General features: G+C 70.2%; 14 protein-coding genes. 6 read left to right on the top strand and 8 right to left on the bottom strand.

What is annotated here, in order from left to right:
* Positions 1 to 74 precede the first annotated feature (74 nt).
* Positions 75 to 2,669 carry a VWA domain-containing protein gene (locus VT85_RS29740; RefSeq protein WP_068411244.1) on the bottom strand — a complete coding sequence of 865 codons (2,595 nt, stop codon included), beginning with the start codon at positions 2,667 to 2,669 and terminating at the stop codon, positions 75 to 77.
* Between the two features lie 30 nt (positions 2,670 to 2,699).
* The gene (locus tag VT85_RS04705) at positions 2,700 to 3,236 is read right to left on the bottom strand and encodes an RNA polymerase sigma factor (RefSeq protein WP_068411241.1); all 537 of its coding nucleotides are present in this window, start codon (positions 3,234 to 3,236) and stop codon (positions 2,700 to 2,702) included.
* A gap of 273 nt (positions 3,237 to 3,509) precedes the next feature.
* Here VT85_RS04705 and VT85_RS04700 point away from each other — a divergent pair, with 273 nt between their 5' ends.
* From VT85_RS04700 to VT85_RS04685, 4 genes are all read left to right on the top strand, one after another.
* Entirely contained in the window at positions 3,510 to 5,810 is a 2,301-nt protein-coding gene (locus VT85_RS04700) for a M28 family metallopeptidase (RefSeq protein WP_068411238.1), read from the top strand.
* Between the two features lie 130 nt (positions 5,811 to 5,940).
* Entirely contained in the window at positions 5,941 to 6,399 is a 459-nt protein-coding gene (locus VT85_RS04695; RefSeq protein WP_068411235.1) for a BlaI/MecI/CopY family transcriptional regulator, read from the top strand.
* Complete coding sequence (locus tag VT85_RS04690) at positions 6,363 to 8,402, top strand: M56 family metallopeptidase (protein WP_068411232.1); 2,040 nt, start codon at positions 6,363 to 6,365, stop codon at positions 8,400 to 8,402. The genes VT85_RS04695 and VT85_RS04690 overlap by 37 nt, the downstream gene beginning before the upstream one ends.
* 269 nt (positions 8,403 to 8,671) lie before the next feature.
* Positions 8,672 to 10,162, top strand: a complete 1,491-nt coding sequence (locus VT85_RS04685) for an APC family permease (RefSeq protein WP_068411225.1) — start codon at positions 8,672 to 8,674, stop codon at positions 10,160 to 10,162.
* On the opposite strand, the gene VT85_RS04680 is transcribed toward VT85_RS04685, so the two are convergent.
* On the bottom strand, positions 10,151 to 11,038 hold the full coding sequence (locus VT85_RS04680) for an SDR family oxidoreductase (protein ID WP_068421388.1): 888 nt from the start codon (positions 11,036 to 11,038) through the stop codon (positions 10,151 to 10,153). The two genes, VT85_RS04685 and VT85_RS04680, sit on opposite strands and share 12 nt — an antisense overlap.
* A gap of 163 nt (positions 11,039 to 11,201) precedes the next feature.
* Here VT85_RS04680 and VT85_RS04675 point away from each other — a divergent pair, with 163 nt between their 5' ends.
* Positions 11,202 to 12,089, top strand: a complete 888-nt coding sequence (locus tag VT85_RS04675; protein ID WP_068421385.1) for a ParB/RepB/Spo0J family partition protein — start codon at positions 11,202 to 11,204, stop codon at positions 12,087 to 12,089.
* Positions 12,090 to 12,139: 50 nt separating this feature from the next.
* Here VT85_RS04675 and hemW read toward each other — a convergent pair whose 3' ends face one another.
* The 3 genes from hemW to VT85_RS04660 form a co-directional block, all read right to left on the bottom strand.
* Positions 12,140 to 13,426, bottom strand: coding sequence for a radical SAM family heme chaperone HemW (hemW, locus tag VT85_RS04670; protein WP_197491090.1), 1,287 nt, complete (start codon positions 13,424 to 13,426; stop codon positions 12,140 to 12,142).
* Entirely contained in the window at positions 13,333 to 13,611 is a 279-nt protein-coding gene (locus tag VT85_RS04665; RefSeq protein WP_068421382.1) for a NifU family protein, read from the bottom strand. The genes hemW and VT85_RS04665 overlap by 94 nt, the downstream gene beginning before the upstream one ends.
* 178 nt (positions 13,612 to 13,789) lie before the next feature.
* The gene (locus VT85_RS04660) at positions 13,790 to 14,134 is read right to left on the bottom strand and encodes an RNA recognition motif domain-containing protein (RefSeq protein WP_068411217.1); all 345 of its coding nucleotides are present in this window, start codon (positions 14,132 to 14,134) and stop codon (positions 13,790 to 13,792) included.
* Positions 14,135 to 14,467: 333 nt separating this feature from the next.
* Between VT85_RS04660 and VT85_RS04655 the strand changes: the two genes are divergently transcribed.
* Positions 14,468 to 15,688: a PmoA family protein gene (locus tag VT85_RS04655; RefSeq protein WP_068411214.1), complete on the top strand. Its 1,221-nt coding sequence runs from the start codon at positions 14,468 to 14,470 to the stop codon at positions 15,686 to 15,688.
* Between the two features lie 3 nt (positions 15,689 to 15,691).
* Here VT85_RS04655 and VT85_RS04650 read toward each other — a convergent pair whose 3' ends face one another.
* Both VT85_RS04650 and VT85_RS04645 read right to left on the bottom strand, forming a co-directional pair.
* A complete protein-coding gene (locus VT85_RS04650) occupies positions 15,692 to 16,288 on the bottom strand; it encodes a 5-formyltetrahydrofolate cyclo-ligase (protein ID WP_068411211.1) in 597 nt (198 codons plus the stop codon).
* A 346-nt stretch (positions 16,289 to 16,634) separates the two neighbouring features.
* Positions 16,635 to 17,417 carry a UvrB/UvrC motif-containing protein gene (locus tag VT85_RS04645; protein WP_068411207.1) on the bottom strand — a complete coding sequence of 261 codons (783 nt, stop codon included), beginning with the start codon at positions 17,415 to 17,417 and terminating at the stop codon, positions 16,635 to 16,637.
* Positions 17,418 to 17,588 lie beyond the last annotated feature (171 nt).

The following is a 17,588-nucleotide window of genomic DNA, read 5'->3' as shown; positions in this document are numbered from 1 at the left end:
GGAAACGCAAAAGGCCGGTCGCCCCGGAGAAGGAGCGGCCGGCCTTGAGCATTCGGAGTCGGAGACGCGGTCGATCAGGGGGCGACCGGAGCCGCCAACGGGGGATTCTGAAGGTCCCTGGCCTTCTGCACCAGCCCCATGAACTCCTTGCGATATCCCGAGGGATCGTGGGCGAGCGTGGGCGAGGCCAGCTCGATCACGCCCGAGTACGTCAGGCTGCCGACGGACGGCGAGTGCCGGAGCAGCATGCCGAAGCCGGCCACGGCCGAGGCGAACTTGAAGTCGTCCGAGGCCTCGGAGTAGTCGAGCCCCCGGTCGGTCACGGGGCGTTCGATCAACGCGCTGGCGGTCCCTTCGGGCTTCTTGTACCGCAGCCTCACGACGAACGAGTCGGGCGAGGGGGCGTCGGCCGCCGGTCGATCCCCGGCCTGGTCCGACGGGACGATCTCGTACAGGGCGGTGACGTGGTGCCCCGCGCCGATCTCCCCTGCGTCCTTCTGGTCGTTCGCGAAGTCCTCGTTCGCCATCACGCGGTTCTCATAGCCGACGAGCCGGTACGCTTTCACCCGCTCGGGCCGGAATTCGACCTGGATCTTGACGTCCTTGGCGATCACGTCGAGCGTCGCCCCCAGCTCCTCGACGAGCACCTTGTGGGCCTCCTCGGCGCCGTCGATGTAGGCGTAGTGGCCGTTCCCCTTGTCGGCGAGCTTCTCCAGCGTGCCGTCCTTGAGGTTGTCCATGCCGAACCCCAGCACGGTCAGGAAGACCGGTTTGGGCGCCGTGGCCTTGGACTCGATCAACCGGACGAGGTCGTCCTGGCTGGTGATGCCGACGTTGAAGTCGCCGTCGGTCGCCAGGATCACGCGGTTGATCCCCTCGTTGATGAAGTTCGCCGTCGCCAGGTCGTAGGCGAGCTGGATGCCGGCTCCGCCGTTGGTCGACCCCCCGGCGCGAAGCTCCTCCAGCCTGGCGAGGATCTCGGGCTTGTTGACGCACGAGGTCGAGGGGAGCACCAGCCCCGAGGCCCCGGCGTAGACGACGATCGCGACCCGGTCGTTCTCGCCGAGCTGGGCGACGAGCTTCTGAAGGCCCCACTGCACCAGGGGGAGCTTGTTGGGCTGGTCCATCGAGCCGGAGACGTCGACCAGGAAGACGAGGTTGCTGGGCTTGCGGTCCGCCAGGCCGACCGGCTTGCCGGCGATCCCGATCCGGGCCAGGCGGTTGCCGGCGTTCCAGGGGCATCGGGCGACCTCCACGCGGATCGCGAACGGGTCGGGGCTGGCGGCCGGGGGCGGCGGATCCTGATAGGGGAAGTAGTTGAGCATCTCCTCGATCCGCACCGCGTCCGGCGGCGGAAGCTGGTTCTGCTGCAGGAGCGACCGACGGACGATCGAGTAGGAGGCCGTGTCCACGTCGATGGAGAAGGTCGAGACCGCCTCCTGGCCGACGAGGACGAACGGATTCTCCGCGACGACCGCCACGGGCTCGGGGGCGGCGTCCGGTCGCCGCGCATCGAAATCCACGAGGGCCTGGGCGTCCACCTGCTGAAGCGCCACGACGGCCTTCTCCTCGCGGACCGTCGCCGGGGCCGCCTGGGCCTGGGCCTCCTGATCCTTGACCGGCGCCGTGGCGGGGGCCTTGTCCTCCCCTCCCCTGGCACCCTCGAACAGGGCCTCGCGGGCCGGCTCGGCGGCGATTTCCGGGCGAGCCTCTTGCGTCAGGCCCCTGACATTCGGTCCGAGCGATTTGCTCAGCGCCCTCCCGTCGGGCGAGAAAGCCAGCTCCGACTCCGCCTGAACTCGGCCCGACTTGCGACCCATCCGGCCTGCCTGACCGGCCAGGCCAGGGTCGCCCGCCATGCCCGCCATCCCACCCACCGCGCCGCCCATCATGCCCATCATGCCCTGGCCCATCATCGAGTCCTGGGCTTGCCGGGCCGGCGATCCGGCATAGCCCCCCTGGGTTTGCTGCCTGTAGTTCGTCGAGAACCTCGGGGACGACCGCGCTTCGCTCGACGCGAGCCCCGGGACCGCGGCCGCCGGGGGCGAGGCCACGGAGAAGTCGCGGGGTGCGGCAGCGGCAGCGGCCGCCTCCACGCCGAGCGCCGACGGCGCGGGTTCGTTCCGGGTTGCGACGGACGCAGACGGACCGCCCTTCGCGGGCTTCGCCGCCGCGAGTATTTCGACGTTCGGGCGTTCCCCGGCGACACCCTCTTGCGGTGGCGGCGGGGCGAGGGCCGGCGCAGCGGGTGCCCGCAGCCTGGCCTTGTAATTCGCGTACCTGGGGGCCGCATCACGACCGGACTGGATGGCCGGCATCAGCGCGATCACGGTCCCGACAAGGAGCGTCGCGGCGATCGACGAGAGGATCGACGGCGACCGCCACCAGGGCCGGGACTTCGTCTCCGTCGGCGCGGGCGTCGGCGTCGGCGCGTCGGCCGCCACGAGTTGGAGCGGGACGACGGGCGCGGGCGAGGCCGCGACGGACTCGCGGGCCTGCTCGTCGTGGAGCCGTTCGGTGAGCCAGCCCGCCGTGAGCTTGATCTCGTCGACCTGCTTGCGGGCGTCGGGATCTTCGGCGAGCAGACGCTCGATGGTCTGGGCCTCGGCCTCGTCGAGTTCGCCGAGGGCGAAGGCGGTGAGCCGGGGATCGTCGATGTCGAAGGTCATCTTCGGTTTCTCCTTTCTAAGCTCGCGGGTTCAGGCGCCCGCCTCGGCGGGCCGGCCGTCGAACAGGCGGCTCCGGAGGGTCTTGATCCCGGCGTGGATCAGGTAGCCGACGTTCGAGACGCTGTGGCCGCTGATCCGGCTGATCTCCTGGTAAGAGAAACCGTTCTGGAATTTGAGACGGATGACCTCGCGTTGATTCGGGGGGAGGGTGTCCAGGAGCTCCAGCGCCCTGGTCCCCAGGTCGCGGCGCTCGGCGACGTCCTGGGGCCCCGGCGCGGGGCTGAGGCAGCGTTCGACGTGGTCGTCTTGCAATCGGGTCATGCGATGCTCCTTCCGCAGGACGTCCAGGGCACGGTTCCGACAGACCGTGAAGAGCCACTCGGCTAGGTGGCCGTCGACGTCGGCCCGGCTCTGGGCGCAAAGGCGCAGGAAGACGTCCTGCACCACGTCGCGGGCCGCCTCGGCGTCGTTCAAGAGCCGACGCGCGTAGAGCGACAGGGGCCCCTCGTAGCGAGAGACCGCGTCGCGCACCCACGCGTCGCCGTCGAGGTCGCGTTCACCTGCCATCGGCGTGCTCGATAAGGGACGTGTTCCCGTACATCCAGGACAACGGGCCGGGCCGGGGTCTCTTAGCCGCCGCCCCGAAAAAATCGGTCGAATCCTCCCGAGACCCTCGCGATCGGCGGGGCCTACCCGGAAGGAATCGCGGCGATCGGCCGCGCGGCGACGCTGGAACGTCGCGGGGCGGCGGCGTATCCTGGCCTTCCGGCCGGAGCGGCTTCGAGTCTGTCGCCCGCCTTGGACCCCTGTCAAGCGTCGGCGTCCCTGAGAGGCAACCGGATGCGCAAATCTCGACGACCCCTCGTCCTCGCGGCCCTGTCCCTCCTCGCGACCGCGCCCGGCCGCCTCCTCGGCGACGAACCGCCCCCGCCGATCGGCTTCGCCCCCGCCTCGCTCGCCGCCCATCGCGTGGCCGAAGCCAGGGCGACGGCCGTCCCCACGCCGGTCCAGGCGCGCCGGTGGCTGCGGACGCTGACCGCCGAACCCCACCCCGCCGGGACCCCCGCCGACGAGCGCACCGCGACCTTCGTCCGCGATCGACTCCGTGAATGGGGATGGTCGGCCGAGATCGTCCCCTATGAAGTCCTGCTCAACTACCCCTCCGCCCCGCCGACGCTCGCCCTCGACCGGCCCGAGCCGCTCGACCTGGACCTGGAGGAGAAGCCGATCGCCGACGACAAGGATTCGGCGAACTCGGCCGCGTTCCCCGCGTTCCACGGCTACGGGATCTCGGGGACCGCGTCCGGCCAGGTCGTCTATGCCAACTACGGCCGGCCCGAGGACTTCAAGGCCCTGGAGGGCCTGGGGATCGACGTCCGCGACAAGGTCGTCCTCTGCCGCTACGGCGCGATCTTCCGGGGCCTCAAGGTCCTCAACGCCCAGCGCCGGGGGGCCAAGGGGATCCTCATCTATTCCGACCCCGGCGACGACGGCTTCGCCAAAGGGGACGTCTACCCCGACGGCCCGTTCCGCCCCGAGTCGGCCGTCCAGCGCGGCAGCGTCCTGTTCCTCTCGCTCAGCCCCGGCGACCCGTCCACGCCCCACGGCCCCTCGATCCCCGGCGCGGATCGGCTGCCGTTCGACGCCCGGTTCGGCTTCCCACTCCAGTGGGAGGAAGGCGTGGAAACCTGGGAGAAGAAGACCGGCCTCAAGCGCGCCGAGTATTTCGCCACCATCCCCTCGCTGCCGATCGGCTACGGGGCCGCGAACGAAATCCTGACGCGGCTCGCCGGGGCGAACGCCCCCGGCGGCTGGCAAGGGGGACTTCCCGTTTCCTACCACGTCGGCCCCGGCCCCGCCGAGCTGACGATGACCGTCTCCACCGAGTACAAGGTGCGGACGATCTGGAACGTGATCGCCAAGCTCCCCGGCGCGGTCGAGCCCGACCGCTGGGTGATGCTCGGCAACCATCGCGACGCCTGGGTCCACGGGGCCGTCGACCCCGGCAGCGGCACCGCCGCCACCCTCGAAGCCTGCCGGACGCTCGGCCAGGCCGTCAAGGATGGCTGGAAGCCCCGGCGGACGGTCGTCTACGCGAGCTGGGACGCCGAGGAATACGGCCTGGTCGGCTCGACCGAATGGGCCGAGCAGTTCGCCGACGAGGTCGACCGCAAGGCCGCCCTGATGCTCAACGTCGACTCCGCCGTCAGCGGCCCCGACCTGGACATGGGGGGCGTCCCCTCGCTCCGCGACCTCGTCCTGGGATCGGCCGCCGCCGTCACCGACCCCCGCTCCGGCCGATCGCTCCGCGACGGCTGGCTCGAAGCCCGACGCGCCGCCTGGGTCGGGTCGAGCCCGCTCGTCCTGACCGACCCGTTCTGGGCCCGCGACGGCGAGGCCCCCGCCCCGAGTGGGTTCGTCCCCCAACTGGCGGCGCTTGGCTCGGGGTCGGACTACACCGCGTTTCTGGACCACCTGGGCGTCCCCGCGCTCGACGTCGGCTTCGAGGGCCGCTACGGCGTCTATCACTCGATCTACGACGACTTCGCCTGGATGGAGAAGCACGGCGACCCCGAGTTCCTCACCCACGCCACCGCCGCGAAGCTGTACGTGACCATCCTGATGCGCGCCGCGGGCGCCGACGTCCTCCCCTTCCGCTTCACCCCCTACGCCGACGCCCTCCGTTCCTACGTCGACGACCTGCGTCTGCTCCGCGCGCGGCAGGCCCGCAAGGCCCCAGCGCCGACGGCCGACGAAGGCTTCGAGGGCCTGACCACGCTGGCCGACGCCGTGCTCGCCCTCGGGGCCGAGGCGAAGCGGCTGGACGAGGCGCTGGACGCCCTCGGCAAGCAGGACGGCGCGCGGCCCGAGAAGCTGGAGGCGCTCAACGAGGCCCTCGCCCGCATCGAACGCGCCTTCCTCCTGCCAGACGGCCTCGCCGGCCGCCCCTGGTTCAAGCACGCGGTCTACGCACCCGGCCTCACCACCGGCTACGCCTGCTGGCCCCTCCCCGCCGTCCGCGAGGCGATCGAAACCGACAAGCCCGAGCAACTCAAGACGGCCGTCCCCGCCACCACCCAGGCCCTCGCCCGCGCCGCCGCCGCCATCAGACGCGCCGCCGACCTCGCCGCCCAGCCCTGACCCGATCCGACGAGGCCGAACGCTGATCTACGGTTTCAGCCGTTGACATCGACGGCTTAAACAGTAGACTCGCGAGCGTCGTCACGGAAACGCATCACGGCTTCTCTCGCAGAAAGGAGGGCGAACCCCCATGACGCGTCCGCGCGCGGAACAGCCGACGCCCGGCGAGTTGGAGGTGTTGAAGGTGCTCTGGGACCTGGCCCGACCGGCGACGGTCCGCGAGGTCCTGGAAGCCGTCAACGCCGATCAGGAGAGGCCCCGGGCGTACACGACGGTCATGAGCCTCATGAACGTCATGACGGACAAGGGCCTGCTGCGGCGCTCTCCGCAAGGACGGGCCTTCGTCTACGAGCCTGAAGCCCCCCGCGAGCAGACCCTTCGCTCGCTCCTGGGCGAGACGCTGCGGCGGGCCTACGACGGCTCGGCGTACCTGCTCGTCGCCCACCTGCTCGACCAGTCGAACCCCTCGGTCGGGGAGCTCGACGCCATCCGCGACCTGCTCGATCGTTACGAATCCCGGCCCCCGGCGAAGGATCCGAAAGGAGGCGGCGCATGCTCCCCGAAGCGATCGAGGCGGCCCAGGGACTGATCTGGCCCGCCCTGCTCCACAGCGTCTGGCTCGGCCTCGCCGCGGCGTCCGTCGCGGCCCTGGCGGCCAATCGCCTCGAATCGCACCGGGCCCGCCATGCCGTGTTCCTCGGCGCCCTGGTCGCGGTCGCGATCGGGTCGCCCAGCGTCGCCGTCGCGCTGCGACGCCTCGCGAGGGAAGACGCCAGGCCGACGACCGATCCCGCGACGGTTCGCCTGACCTACGGCGTGGCGTCCACTCCGGTCGAGACATCCTCGCCGGCCGATTCCTCCGCGGCGATGGCGGCGGTCCCGCCGCATTCATGGCCCGACTCCATCCAAAGGACGCTCGATCGGATCTCCCTCGGAGTCCAGTCCGCGCGGCCCTTCGCGATGGCGATCTGGGCGGCGGGTGCACTCGCGATGTCGAGCCGCCTGCTGATCGGCCTTCTGAGCCTGCGTCGGCTCCGACGCGAGGCCAGGCCGAAGGTCGGGCCGGAGGTTCGCGTCCGCGTCCTCGCCCGGCGACTCCGGCTCCGATCCGTCCCGACGGTCCTGGTCCATGAGGGGATCGCCGAGCCCTGCCTCGCGGGCGTGTTTCGGCCCATCATCCTGCTCCCCTCGCGGTGGCTGGAATCGGTGACCGAAGCGGCCGTCGACGCCGTCCTCGCGCACGAGCTGGCCCATGCGCGGCGGCTCGACCACGTCACGAACCTGACGCAGCGAGGGATCGAAGCCTGCTTCTTCTTTCATCTCTGCGTCGCCTGGCTGTCCCGCTCCGCCCGCCGCGAATCCGAGCACGCCGCCGACGCCCTGGCCGCCCGCCTGACGGGCGATCCCCTGGCGCTGGCCCTCGCCCTGGAATCCGTGGCGCGGAATCGCCCGGCCCGTCCGAGTTCGATCCGGCTCGGCCTCGGCCTCCCCATCGGCGGCGATCGTTCGACCCTTCTCCCTCGCATTCAGGAGCTCCTCGGCATGAAGCCCTCCCGCCCCCGCCTCGCCCGCTGGCCGTTCGCGGCCCTTCCCGCAGCCTTCGTCGCCGCGATCCTTGCGGCATCCGTCGGGCTCGCGCAGGAACCGACGCCGCCACGCCCGCCCGACCCCGCGAAGCCGGCGCCGCCCGCGCTCGACATCCCCGCGGACGAGCTCGCCCGGCTTCTGAGGGCCGAGCCCGAGTCGCTGTCCCGCGAAGACCTCGTGAAACGGCTCCGGAATTCGGGACGCGGCGGCACCCGCCTGAACGAGCTTTCCCGTGAGGAGATGATCAAGCAGGCGAACGCCCACATGATCACGTACGAGGTGGCCTTCCTGGAGGTCGATGACGAGGCCTGGAAGCGCGTCGGCAAGGGCCGCCTCGAGCAAATCGGGGATTCCCCCGGCGTCTCCTGGCTCGTCACGGAAGCCGACCTGGCGGCCGTTCTCGATGGCCTGGCAGGCGAACAGGGGATGCAAACGATCCAGGCGCCCAGGATCTCGTGCTTCGAGGAGGCCCAAGCCCACGTCATCTCCGGCCCGGCACCGCAGTCGGCGGCGCTCCTCAAGCCCCGGGAGCCGAACTCCATCAACCCCTTCGGGCTGATCGTGGCCCTGGACGAAGGACGAATCCCGAAGCACGTGGCAGGCGTTCTCCGGGGGGCCATGAAGGGGACGAGCGTGTGTCGGTTGACGGGAAGCCGGTTGCCGGACGGGCATCGCATCGAGGCCCGCGTCGCCAGCTCTCTCGGAACCGGAGTGGAGTACAGCGACGATCATGAGGCGGGGCCGCAGGCCACCGATGCCCCCAAGCCGTTCGACGAGGAACACGCGATCCAACGGGAAGTGGCGTGCAACGTCCCCGACGGCTCGGGGCTCGTCATCGACGCCGGTATCGAATTCCGAGTTCGAGGCGCTTCGGCCCCGTCGTCGACGCGGACCGTCCGCAACCTCGTCGCCGTGATCCCCCGGCACGTTCTCACCGAAGCCGAGGAAGCCGAGGCGTCCAAGGAAGGCGAGACCAGCGCCGCCGGCGCGAAGCCCCGGAAATAGCCGCCCCCCTCGCGTGAATGGCCGGGCGTCGCTCTCGAATCCGGGATTTCTCAAGAGAGCGTCGTCCCGCCCCCGAGGTGCGAGCGGGTCGCCTGGACCACTCCTTCGGTCGAGTCCCGAGCCCTTCGGACGAAACTCCGCGATCTGAGGGCGACCCCCTCCACGGCCCCCGGCCTTTCGCGTCGCCGGTCCACTATGGTTGAATACGTCCTCCTCTCACCATGGGACGACGACGCGGACGCCGAGTGATCGAGCCGAGGGACTTCTGCATGGAAACACGAACGACGACGCCCCCGCGGCCCGTGGTCTTGCCTCGGGTGCTGGGGCCGGTCGCCGCGCTTTGCGTCGTGGTGGGGTCGGTGATCGGGTCGGGGATCTTCCTCGTCCCGGCGAGGGTCGCCCACGAGGTGCCGTTTCTGGGGGGCATCCTCGCCGTCTGGATCATCGGCGGGTTGTTCACGACGGCCGGGGCGCTCACCCTGGCGGAGCTGGGCGCGATGATGCCGCAGGCGGGCGGGCCGTACGTCTACCTGCGCGAGGCGTACGGCAGGCTCCCGGCGTTTCTGTTCGGCTGGTCGGAGATGACGGTCTCGCGGGCGGGGTCGATGGCGACGCTCGCGGCGGCGTTCTCGCGGTATTTCGTGCAGGTCGTCCCCCCGCCGGCGTCCCTGAACGAGCAGGTCTGGCAGGCGTGCGCGGCGATCTCGGCCATCGCGATCGTCACGGCCATCAACATCCTCGGCACCCGGGGCGGCGGCGGGCTCCAGGTCGTCGGCACGGGGCTGAAGGTCGGCGGCGTGCTGGCGCTGATCGCACTCCCCTTCGTCATGGGGGGCGGGGACGCGGCCAACCTCGCGCCGATCATGCCGGAGACGCTGGACACGTCGATCTTCGCCGGGATGATGGCGGCGATGGTCGGCGTGCTGTGGGCCTACGACGGCTGGATGAACGTGACGCCGCTGGCCGAGGAGATCCGCGAGCCGGAGAAGAACATCCCCCGCGCGATGGTCTTCGGCATGTCGATCCTGGTGGCGATCTATCTGGCGATGACCCTCGCCTATCACTACGTCCTGCCGATGGCGGAGGTCGCAGCGGCGGATCGGCCCGAAGGGGGGATCACCAAGGCCGTCGCGGCGGTCTACTGCAAGACGCTGCTGGGGCCTTCGGGCGTGATGGCGATCTCGATGCTGGTGATGTGCTCCACCTTCATCTCGCTCAACGGCAACGCCCTGACCGGCCCACGGTCGTACTTCGCGATGGCGCGCGACGGCATGCTCCCGCAATGGTTCGACCGGATCCATCCCCGATTCCAGACCCCGGCCAACGCGATCTTCGCGCAGGCCGTCTGGGCCGTCCTGTTGACCGTCATGGGGACGGCGCTGATCCTCGTCCCGCCGCCGTCCAACTCGGTGCTGCCGGGCTTCGTCACGTCGGCCTGGGGGGCCCTCAACAAGACGCCGCTCTACGACATCATGCTCACCTACGTGATCTTCGGGGCCAACATCTTCTACCTCCTGGCGATCACCAGCGTCTTCGTCCTGCGGAGGACCCGGCCCGACCTGGCCCGGCCGTACCGGACCTGGGGCTATCCGATCACCCCGCTCCTTTTCGTGATCGCCTCGCTGGTCCTCATGGGCGACATGCTCCGCAACGAGCAGAGCCGGATGCAGGCCCTCGTCGGCGGCGGCCTGATCCTGCTGGGCGTGCCGGCCTACTACCTGCTCCGGCGGAAGCCGACGCCCGAGGGATCACCCGCCTGATTCCCGCTCCATCGCCCGGACGGCCTCCTCGACGGGGGGCCGTTCGAGGCCCGGGAGCAAGTCGGCGAGCCGGCTCGTCTCCATCGAGAGGTCGGCCGGGCGAGGCTCCGCGAACGGGACGTCGGCCCGGCTGTTCGCCTGGACGAGAGCGGCGTCCAGTCCCAGCCCCCGCGCGACCCGGCTCATCAATTCGAACCGGCTGATACGTTCTCGACCGCCGACGTGGACCACGCCCCGGAAGTCGGAGGCGAGCAGGCCGACGAGGGCCTCGGCCGCGCTCCGGTAGTCGAGCGAGGTCCGGAACTCGTCGTCGAAGAAGGTCTGGGGGACGCCCGCCCGGAGGCCGGCGACGGCCTTGTCGTAGAACGTCTCGCGGCCGGATCGGGTCGGGCCGTACAAAAGGCCGATCCTCGCGACGACTGCGTCGGGCGCCTTCCCCGCCTCGATCTCGGCCTCGCGCTTGGACGCGCCATAGGCCAGGATCGGCCGGGGTTCGTCGGCCTCGACGGCCCAGGGCCTGGCACCGTCGAAGACCATGTCGGTCGACGTGAAGAGCAGGCGACGCCCGCGCGAGGCGCACCATCGTGCGACGCTCGCGACGGCCTCGACGTTCACGGCCCTCGCGCGTCGCGGGTCGCGGCGGCACGACTCGACGTCGCTGATCGCCGCCGCGTGGAGGACGGCGTCAGGGTCGGCCCGGTCCAGTTCGCGCGCGATCGCGGCCGGATCGGCGACGTCGACGGTGATTGTGGGGGCCCCGTTCCACTGCGCGCCGGTCGTCCCGCTCCAGGCGACGACCTCCCAGCCCGTCCTGGCCAGCGGCCTCTGCAAATACGCGCCGAGCCTCCCCGTTGCGCCCGTCAACACGATCCGCATGACCGTCGAGTCCTTCAGTGGGCGTGTCGTCCCGGTGCGAACGGTCGCAAGCCGGGTTCGGACCCCGCCGATCATAGGCGATGGAGATCGTCGAGAAAACGAGGGAGCGAATCCGCGCGAACCTCCCCGCCCCGGGCCGACGCGCGACATGGGAGCGGCCGAGATGGATATCCGCAACGTGGCCCTGGACGACCTGGTCCTCGACCCGAATTTGAACCTCCGCGACCGGCTCGACGACTTCACCGTCGAGCGCTACGCCGAGGCCTGGGACCGGCTGCCGCCGATCACCGTCTACGACGTCGACGAGCGCTGGCTGCTCGCCGACGGCTTCCACCGCCACGCCGCGGCCATCATGCTGGGCAAGCGGACGATCCCGGCCGAGGTCCGCCCGGGGACGTTCAACGAGGCGCTCGACTACGTCTCCAGCGTCAACCTGTTCCACGGCCTGCCGCTCTCGCGGACCGAGCGTCGGCGCGCCGTCGAGGTGAAGCTCAAGCTCCATCACGACTGGTCGGACCGCCGCACGGCCGAGGAGCTGGGCGTCTCGCGCGAGCTGGTCGCCAAGATCCGCAAGCAGCTGATCGACGGCCACCAGATCCCCAACAATCCCGGCCGGGTCGGCGCCGACGGCAAGCTCTACACCACCGCGGGACTCCCCAAGGACCCCAACGAGAATCGACCGCGCGACAACGAGAGCGCGGGCGCGTCGCCCGAGCCTTCCGAGCGCGGCCGGCGCAACATGTCCGCCGCGACGGCCCCCTGGGACGACGAGCCCCCCGTCGCCGCCGGCCCCGCCGTCGCCGAGGAGGTCCATTTCGCGGGGGGCGTCGATCCCCGGATCGTGGCGATGCAGCCGCCGATCGACGTCGAGGCGCCCTCGATCGACGAGCTCCTCGACGTGATGGCGAAGCAGATCGTCGACGTCGTGGGCTGGACCCAGGCCGAGGGGTTCGTCGACAACTACCGCTCCGCCAGCTCCAACTCGCGGGGCGTCTTCCACGCCGCCGTCATCAAGCTCGCCGCCCGCGCAGACCAGCTTCGGCGCGCCTGAGCCGGGCCGCGCCCGATCCCGGGCGGGCGGGCGATCGAGCGGTCGGTCGGTCAGACGACCTCGCAGAGGACCCGGTCGGCCAGGAAGCGGCCCTCTCGCGTCAGGCGGATGCGTCGGCCGTCGTCCTCGAGGAGCCCCTCGGCGACGAATCGGGCGATCACCGGGCCGAGCATCGCGTCGAGGTCGAAGCCGGTCCGGAGCCGGAAATCGTCGCGGTCCATGCCGACCTGCGTCCGGCGGAGCATGAGCATCGCCGTCTCTCGGGCCCGCTCCTCGGGCTCCAGTCGCTCGCGAGGGCCGGTCGCCGACTCGTCCGCCTCGATTCGTTTGAGGTAGGCGGTCATGTCGCGCGTGTTGACGGTGCGGACGCCGTCGACGTACTCGGCGGCCCCGAGGCCCACGCCCCAGTAGGCGTCGTTGGCCCAGTAGACGAGGTTGTGCCGCGACTCGTGGCCGGGCCGGGCGTAGTTGGAAATCTCATAGAGCTGGAGCCCGGCCGCCTCCAGGCGGTCCATCACCAGCTCGTACATCTCGCGCTCCACGTCCTCGACCACCGGCGCCACGTCTCCCTTCTGAAGTTGCTTCCAGAGGGCCGTCCCCTTCTCGTAGACCAGGCCATAGCAGGAGAGGTGCGACGGCTCCAGCGCGAGCGTCGCCTCCAGATCGGCCCGCCAGTCGTCGAGCGTGGAGCCGGGGACGCCGAAGATCAGGTCGAGCGACCAGCGCGGGAATCGGCGTCGGACGATCTCGACCGCGCGGCCCACCTCCTCCGGGGCGTGGTTCCGCTCCAGGGCGGTCAGCAGCCGAGGTTGGAAGGACTGCGCGCCCAGGCTGACCCGATTCACGCCGGCCGCGGCCAGAACGTCGGCCTTGTCGGCGTCGATGGTGCCGGGATTGGCCTCGACGGTCCACTCCCCCCCGTCGGCCAGGGGCAGCCACCGCCGGATCATCGTGGCCAGGCGTTCGAGAGCGGCGACGTCCAGGCGCGTGGGGGTTCCGCCGCCGATGAAGATCGTGTCGACTTCTCGAGGCTCGACGAGCTTTCGGGCGGTCTCGCGCTCCAGAGCGTCGAGGTAGCGGTCGGCGAGGTGGTCCGCGCCGGCGAGCGAGGCGAAGTCGCAGTATCCGCACTTGTGCGCGCAGAACGGAATGTGGACGTAGGCCGCCCTGGGATGGAGCCAGGGGGGGCCGTCGGCCGCGGCGGGCCCGTCGGTGCGAGCGTCGGGCGTCTTCGTGGGTCCTGTCAGGGGATGGCTTCCAGAAAACGGACCTCGGGGACCTGGGCCTTCACGGCCTTCTCCACGAGCATCGTTGTGGTGTGGACGGTCGAGACGCACCCCTGGCACGCGCCGAGGAGCCGGATCTGGACGATGTCGTCCTCGTCGATGCCGACGATCTCGACATCGCCGCCATCGGCCCTCAGTTCGGGACGGACGTGGTCGTCGACGACCTGACGGATGCGTTCAAGCCGCAGTTGGCGGTCGTCGAGCGGCGACTCCCGCGACGGGACGGGTCTATTCATCAGTAGGACTCGCGCGGTCCGGAACGATGAGGATCGCGCCGACCCGGCGCGATCCACTTTCGTCTTGATCCCGTGCGAAGGCCGGACGCCGCCCGATCAGATCAAGGCCGCCGCTCCGTCGCCAGGGATCCCCTAAACAAGTGTAGGGTCCGAATCGCTCCGCGGCGACCCCTCGTCCTCAATAATCGTCGCCGTAGCCGCCGCCGCCGCGGTATCCACCGCCGCCGCCGCCGCCGCGATATCCGCCGCCCCCGCCGCCACCCCCGCCGCCGGGGGTGCGCGGACGTGCTTCGTTGACTGTCAGACGGCGGCCGTCGTTGTCCTGACCGTCCAGGCTGTCGATCGCCGCCTGCGCCTCGTCGTCGTTGGGCATCTCGACGAATCCGAATCCTCGGCTCCGCCCGGTTTCCCGATCGCTGAGGACCTGCGCCGAGGAGACCGCCCCGAACTGTTCGAACAGTTCCTGGAGGTATTCGGACGTGACTGTATATTTCAGATTACCGACGTAAAGCCTCTTCGCCATCGCTATCGCCCGCTACAGGCTCTCCACCGATCGACCGAAACGTGCCAGTCAGCACGACCCCGGGGGATCCCTCGCCAGGAGGAAACCGACGGGACGTCGCCACTCCAGGCTCGGCGGCGGGCCTGTCGGCCGACCCCGGATCCTCGCCTCCCAGGCTGGAGCGTCTGGCAATGTATCCGGGCGGTTCGAACGGTTCAACAAAAAAAGCTTCGAAGAAAAACGCAGGTCTCGCGAGCCTTGGGAGCGGCGGATCTTCGCGCTTGCAAGTCTCCCCGTGGTGATGGACATTGAAACCCTCACGCTCGATTCCCACCTGACCGAGGCTGACGGCTCATGCGAGATTCCGCGACGACGTTCTTCCTCCGACCGGTCGCCCTGGCGGGCCTGGCGCTCCTGATCGGCGGCCCCTCGCCGGCGATCGCCGAGGGCTGGCGGCTGACGCTCCGACCCGAGGCGAAGGTCCCTTCCGACACGCCCCTGACGCTCCCCGCCCCCGACGGCCTGGCGCCGGGCCTGTACAGCCTGAAGGCCTCGGCCGATTCGCCCGCGATCCCCGGCGTCGTCTCGGCCGAGGGGGGCCGCGCGACGCTTTCGATGATCGCGCCCGAAATGTCCGGGCCCACGACGTTCGCGATCTTGAAAGCGACGGAGCCCGCCGCGCCGGGCGCGGGCGTCGTCTTCAGGCCGGAGGGGCCGAACCTTCAGATCGAAATCGACGGCGACCTGCTCGGCGTCCATCGCGTCGACCGCGAGCCCAAGCCGTTCCTCCATCCCCTGCTGGGACCCGGCGGCGTCCCGATGACGCGTGCTTATCCGATGGAGACGGTCGAGGGCGAGGACCAGGACCATCCCCACCAGGCGTCCTTCTGGTTCACCCACGGCAAGGTCGACGGGATCGATTTCTGGTCGCTGGGCCACGGGACGATCCGCGAGACGGGCCGGGAAATCCTGGCGACGGGGCCGGTGCGGGGACGGCTCCAGACTCGAAACGACTGGCTCGCCCCCGACGGCCGGAAGGTCTGCGAGGACGAGCGCGTCCTGACCGTTTATGAGACGGCGAAGGTCCGCATCCTCGACTTCGACCTGACGCTGACGGCCTCGGAAGGCCCCGTCGTGATGGGCGAGACCAAGGAAGGGTCGTTCGGCGTGCGGGTCGCGTCGTCGATGGACGTCGACAGGAAGAAGGGGGGCAAGATCCGCAACGCCGAAGGTCTTGAGGACGCCGAGGCCTGGGGCAAGCCCTCGCCCTGGGTCGATTATTCGGGCCCGGTCGGCGGCGAGACCGTCGGCCTGACGATCCTGAACCACCCCCGCAGTTTCCGATACCCGACGACCTGGCACGTCCGCACTTATGGGCTGTTCGCGGCGAACCCGTTCGGCGGCCATGATTTCGGCGTCGAAGGCTACGGCGAGCACACCCTGGCGAAAGGCGACTCGATGAGCTTCAACTACCGGCTCGTCCTGCACAAGGGGGGCGCCGACGCCGCCGACCTCGCCCGCCGCTTCGCGCTCTACGCCGCGCCCCCGGACTCCTCGTGGGAATCGGCCGACTGACCGTCACTTCCGGTCGCGAGGCGCTCGATCGAAACGCCGCGACGGGGTGATGACGCCCCTCAAGGGGACGTCGTGGGGCTCGACCGGCAGGCCGACGAGGATCTGCCGGTCGAAGGCCATCGCCCAGACCTCGACGTCGTCCCGCAGCCTGGGAAGAAGCCGGTCGTAATGCCCCGCGCCCCGGCCCAGGCGATTGCAAGCGGCGTCGAACGCCACCCCGGGGGCGAGCGCCCAGTCCACCGCGTCGGGGGCGACCGTCGGGGAGTCGAGATGCGGCTCGGGGATGTTCAGCATCCCCGGGCGAAGGTCGCGCGCCAGGTCCCGGATCTCATGCAGGACCAGCCCGGCGCGACGGTCCACCCGGGGGCAGACCACGCGCTTGCCGCTTTCCAGGGCGTGGGCGAGCACCGGCGCGATCTCGATCTCCTCGGGGAACGCCTTGATGTAGAGCAGGACCGTACCGGCCTGGTCGTAGCTCGGCAGTTCCAGAAGTCGCGCGGCCATCCGCCCCTCCTGCTCCCGACGAGAGGCCTCGTCGAGTTCCAGGATCGAGGCGATCGTCGCCGTCCGCAGCTGCTTTTTGACGGGCGTCGTAGGCATGGCCTCGGAACGAAGAAGGTGGGGCCGACCCGAAACGGAAAGAGCCCGTGACTCCCCACCGAGATGAGGCGACACGGGCCGATGAACCTCCACCGCAATGCCGTTGAGGCGCTTTTGAGAACCCGCAGTTCAGGTGGGAGCCGCAGGCCTTCGAGAAGACGAGCTTCAAGAGACCGATATGGGATCCCTACGGGTTAAACGTTGGTTCGCCAAAAGTAACGCCCCGTATCGAACATGGCAGAGGCTTCGTCCGGCCGAAACCGAACGAACCCATCTTAGCCCAAGGCCCCCGGAAATCAAGTGAAACCCAGGGCCGCACGCTTCCCCCGCGTCCGCGGTCTCGAGATCAAGCCGGCCCGCGACGTTCGGAGGGCTCTGACGGCTCGGCGGCCTTGATCTGGGCGATCTGATCGCGGAGCCGTCCGGCCTCCTCGTAGCTCTCCCGGGCGACGGCCTCCTGGAGCCGGTGCTCCAGGACTTCGAGGGGGCCCGTCGGCCGCTCGCGGCTCACGTCGGCCCGCCAGCGGAGCAGGAAGTTCAGCTCGGAGCACTCGGTCTCGCGATCGTCCTGGCGGTATTCCAGGAGGAACTCGCGGATCCGCCGCACCCCTTCGTCGATCCGCTCGAGGGCCGCCGGCAAGTCTCCCCGTCCCATCTCCTTGATGGCCAGGGCGCGGGTGAGCATCATGGTGACGTAGGGACGGTACTGATCGAACTCGATCCTGTCGCGGTTGCGGGCGGCGTGCCTGGAGACGAACGCGAAGAGGCGCAGGTTGCGCTCGGTGTCGCGGGCGACCATGTCGTACAACTGGAGATGGAACGCCGACAGGTAGCGGTGGTAATACTGCAACCCCTCGCGCATCAACGCCGCGCATTCGACGGCGTGGAGCGCGAACTCCTCGCCGGCCTCGATGGCCTCCTGGCGACGGGCCTCGTGATACTCGAGCAGGGATTCGACGCCGTGGGGGCGGCGGCCGTCGGGACGGCCCTCGCATTCCATCTGGAGGACGCCCAGGTCGACGCGCATCTGGATCTTCTCGCGGCCGTCGTCGCCGGCGATCAGGCGGACCTGGAGGTCGTCGGGCTGGAAGTCCCACCCGGACAGCACGTTGCCGATGTCGAGACTCAAGATACCCTCCGAGCCGGATCCGGGCCGTCGAACGCGCCGACGCCGCGGCCCGCCTTCGCCTCCACTTTACTTTCGTCCCCCGCCGGCGGCAACCTCGCGCAGGGGACCGCCCTCGGGCGTCGCCCTTTCGCGGCGACGCCCGAGGGCGGTCGAAGTCCCATTCCGGCCGCG

Source organism: Planctomyces sp. SH-PL62, assembly GCF_001610895.1.
In the GTDB taxonomy this organism is placed as follows: domain Bacteria; phylum Planctomycetota; class Planctomycetia; order Isosphaerales; family Isosphaeraceae; genus Paludisphaera.
Note: the sequence above shows the minus strand (reverse complement) of the source record. Positions and strands in the feature narration are given on the sequence as shown.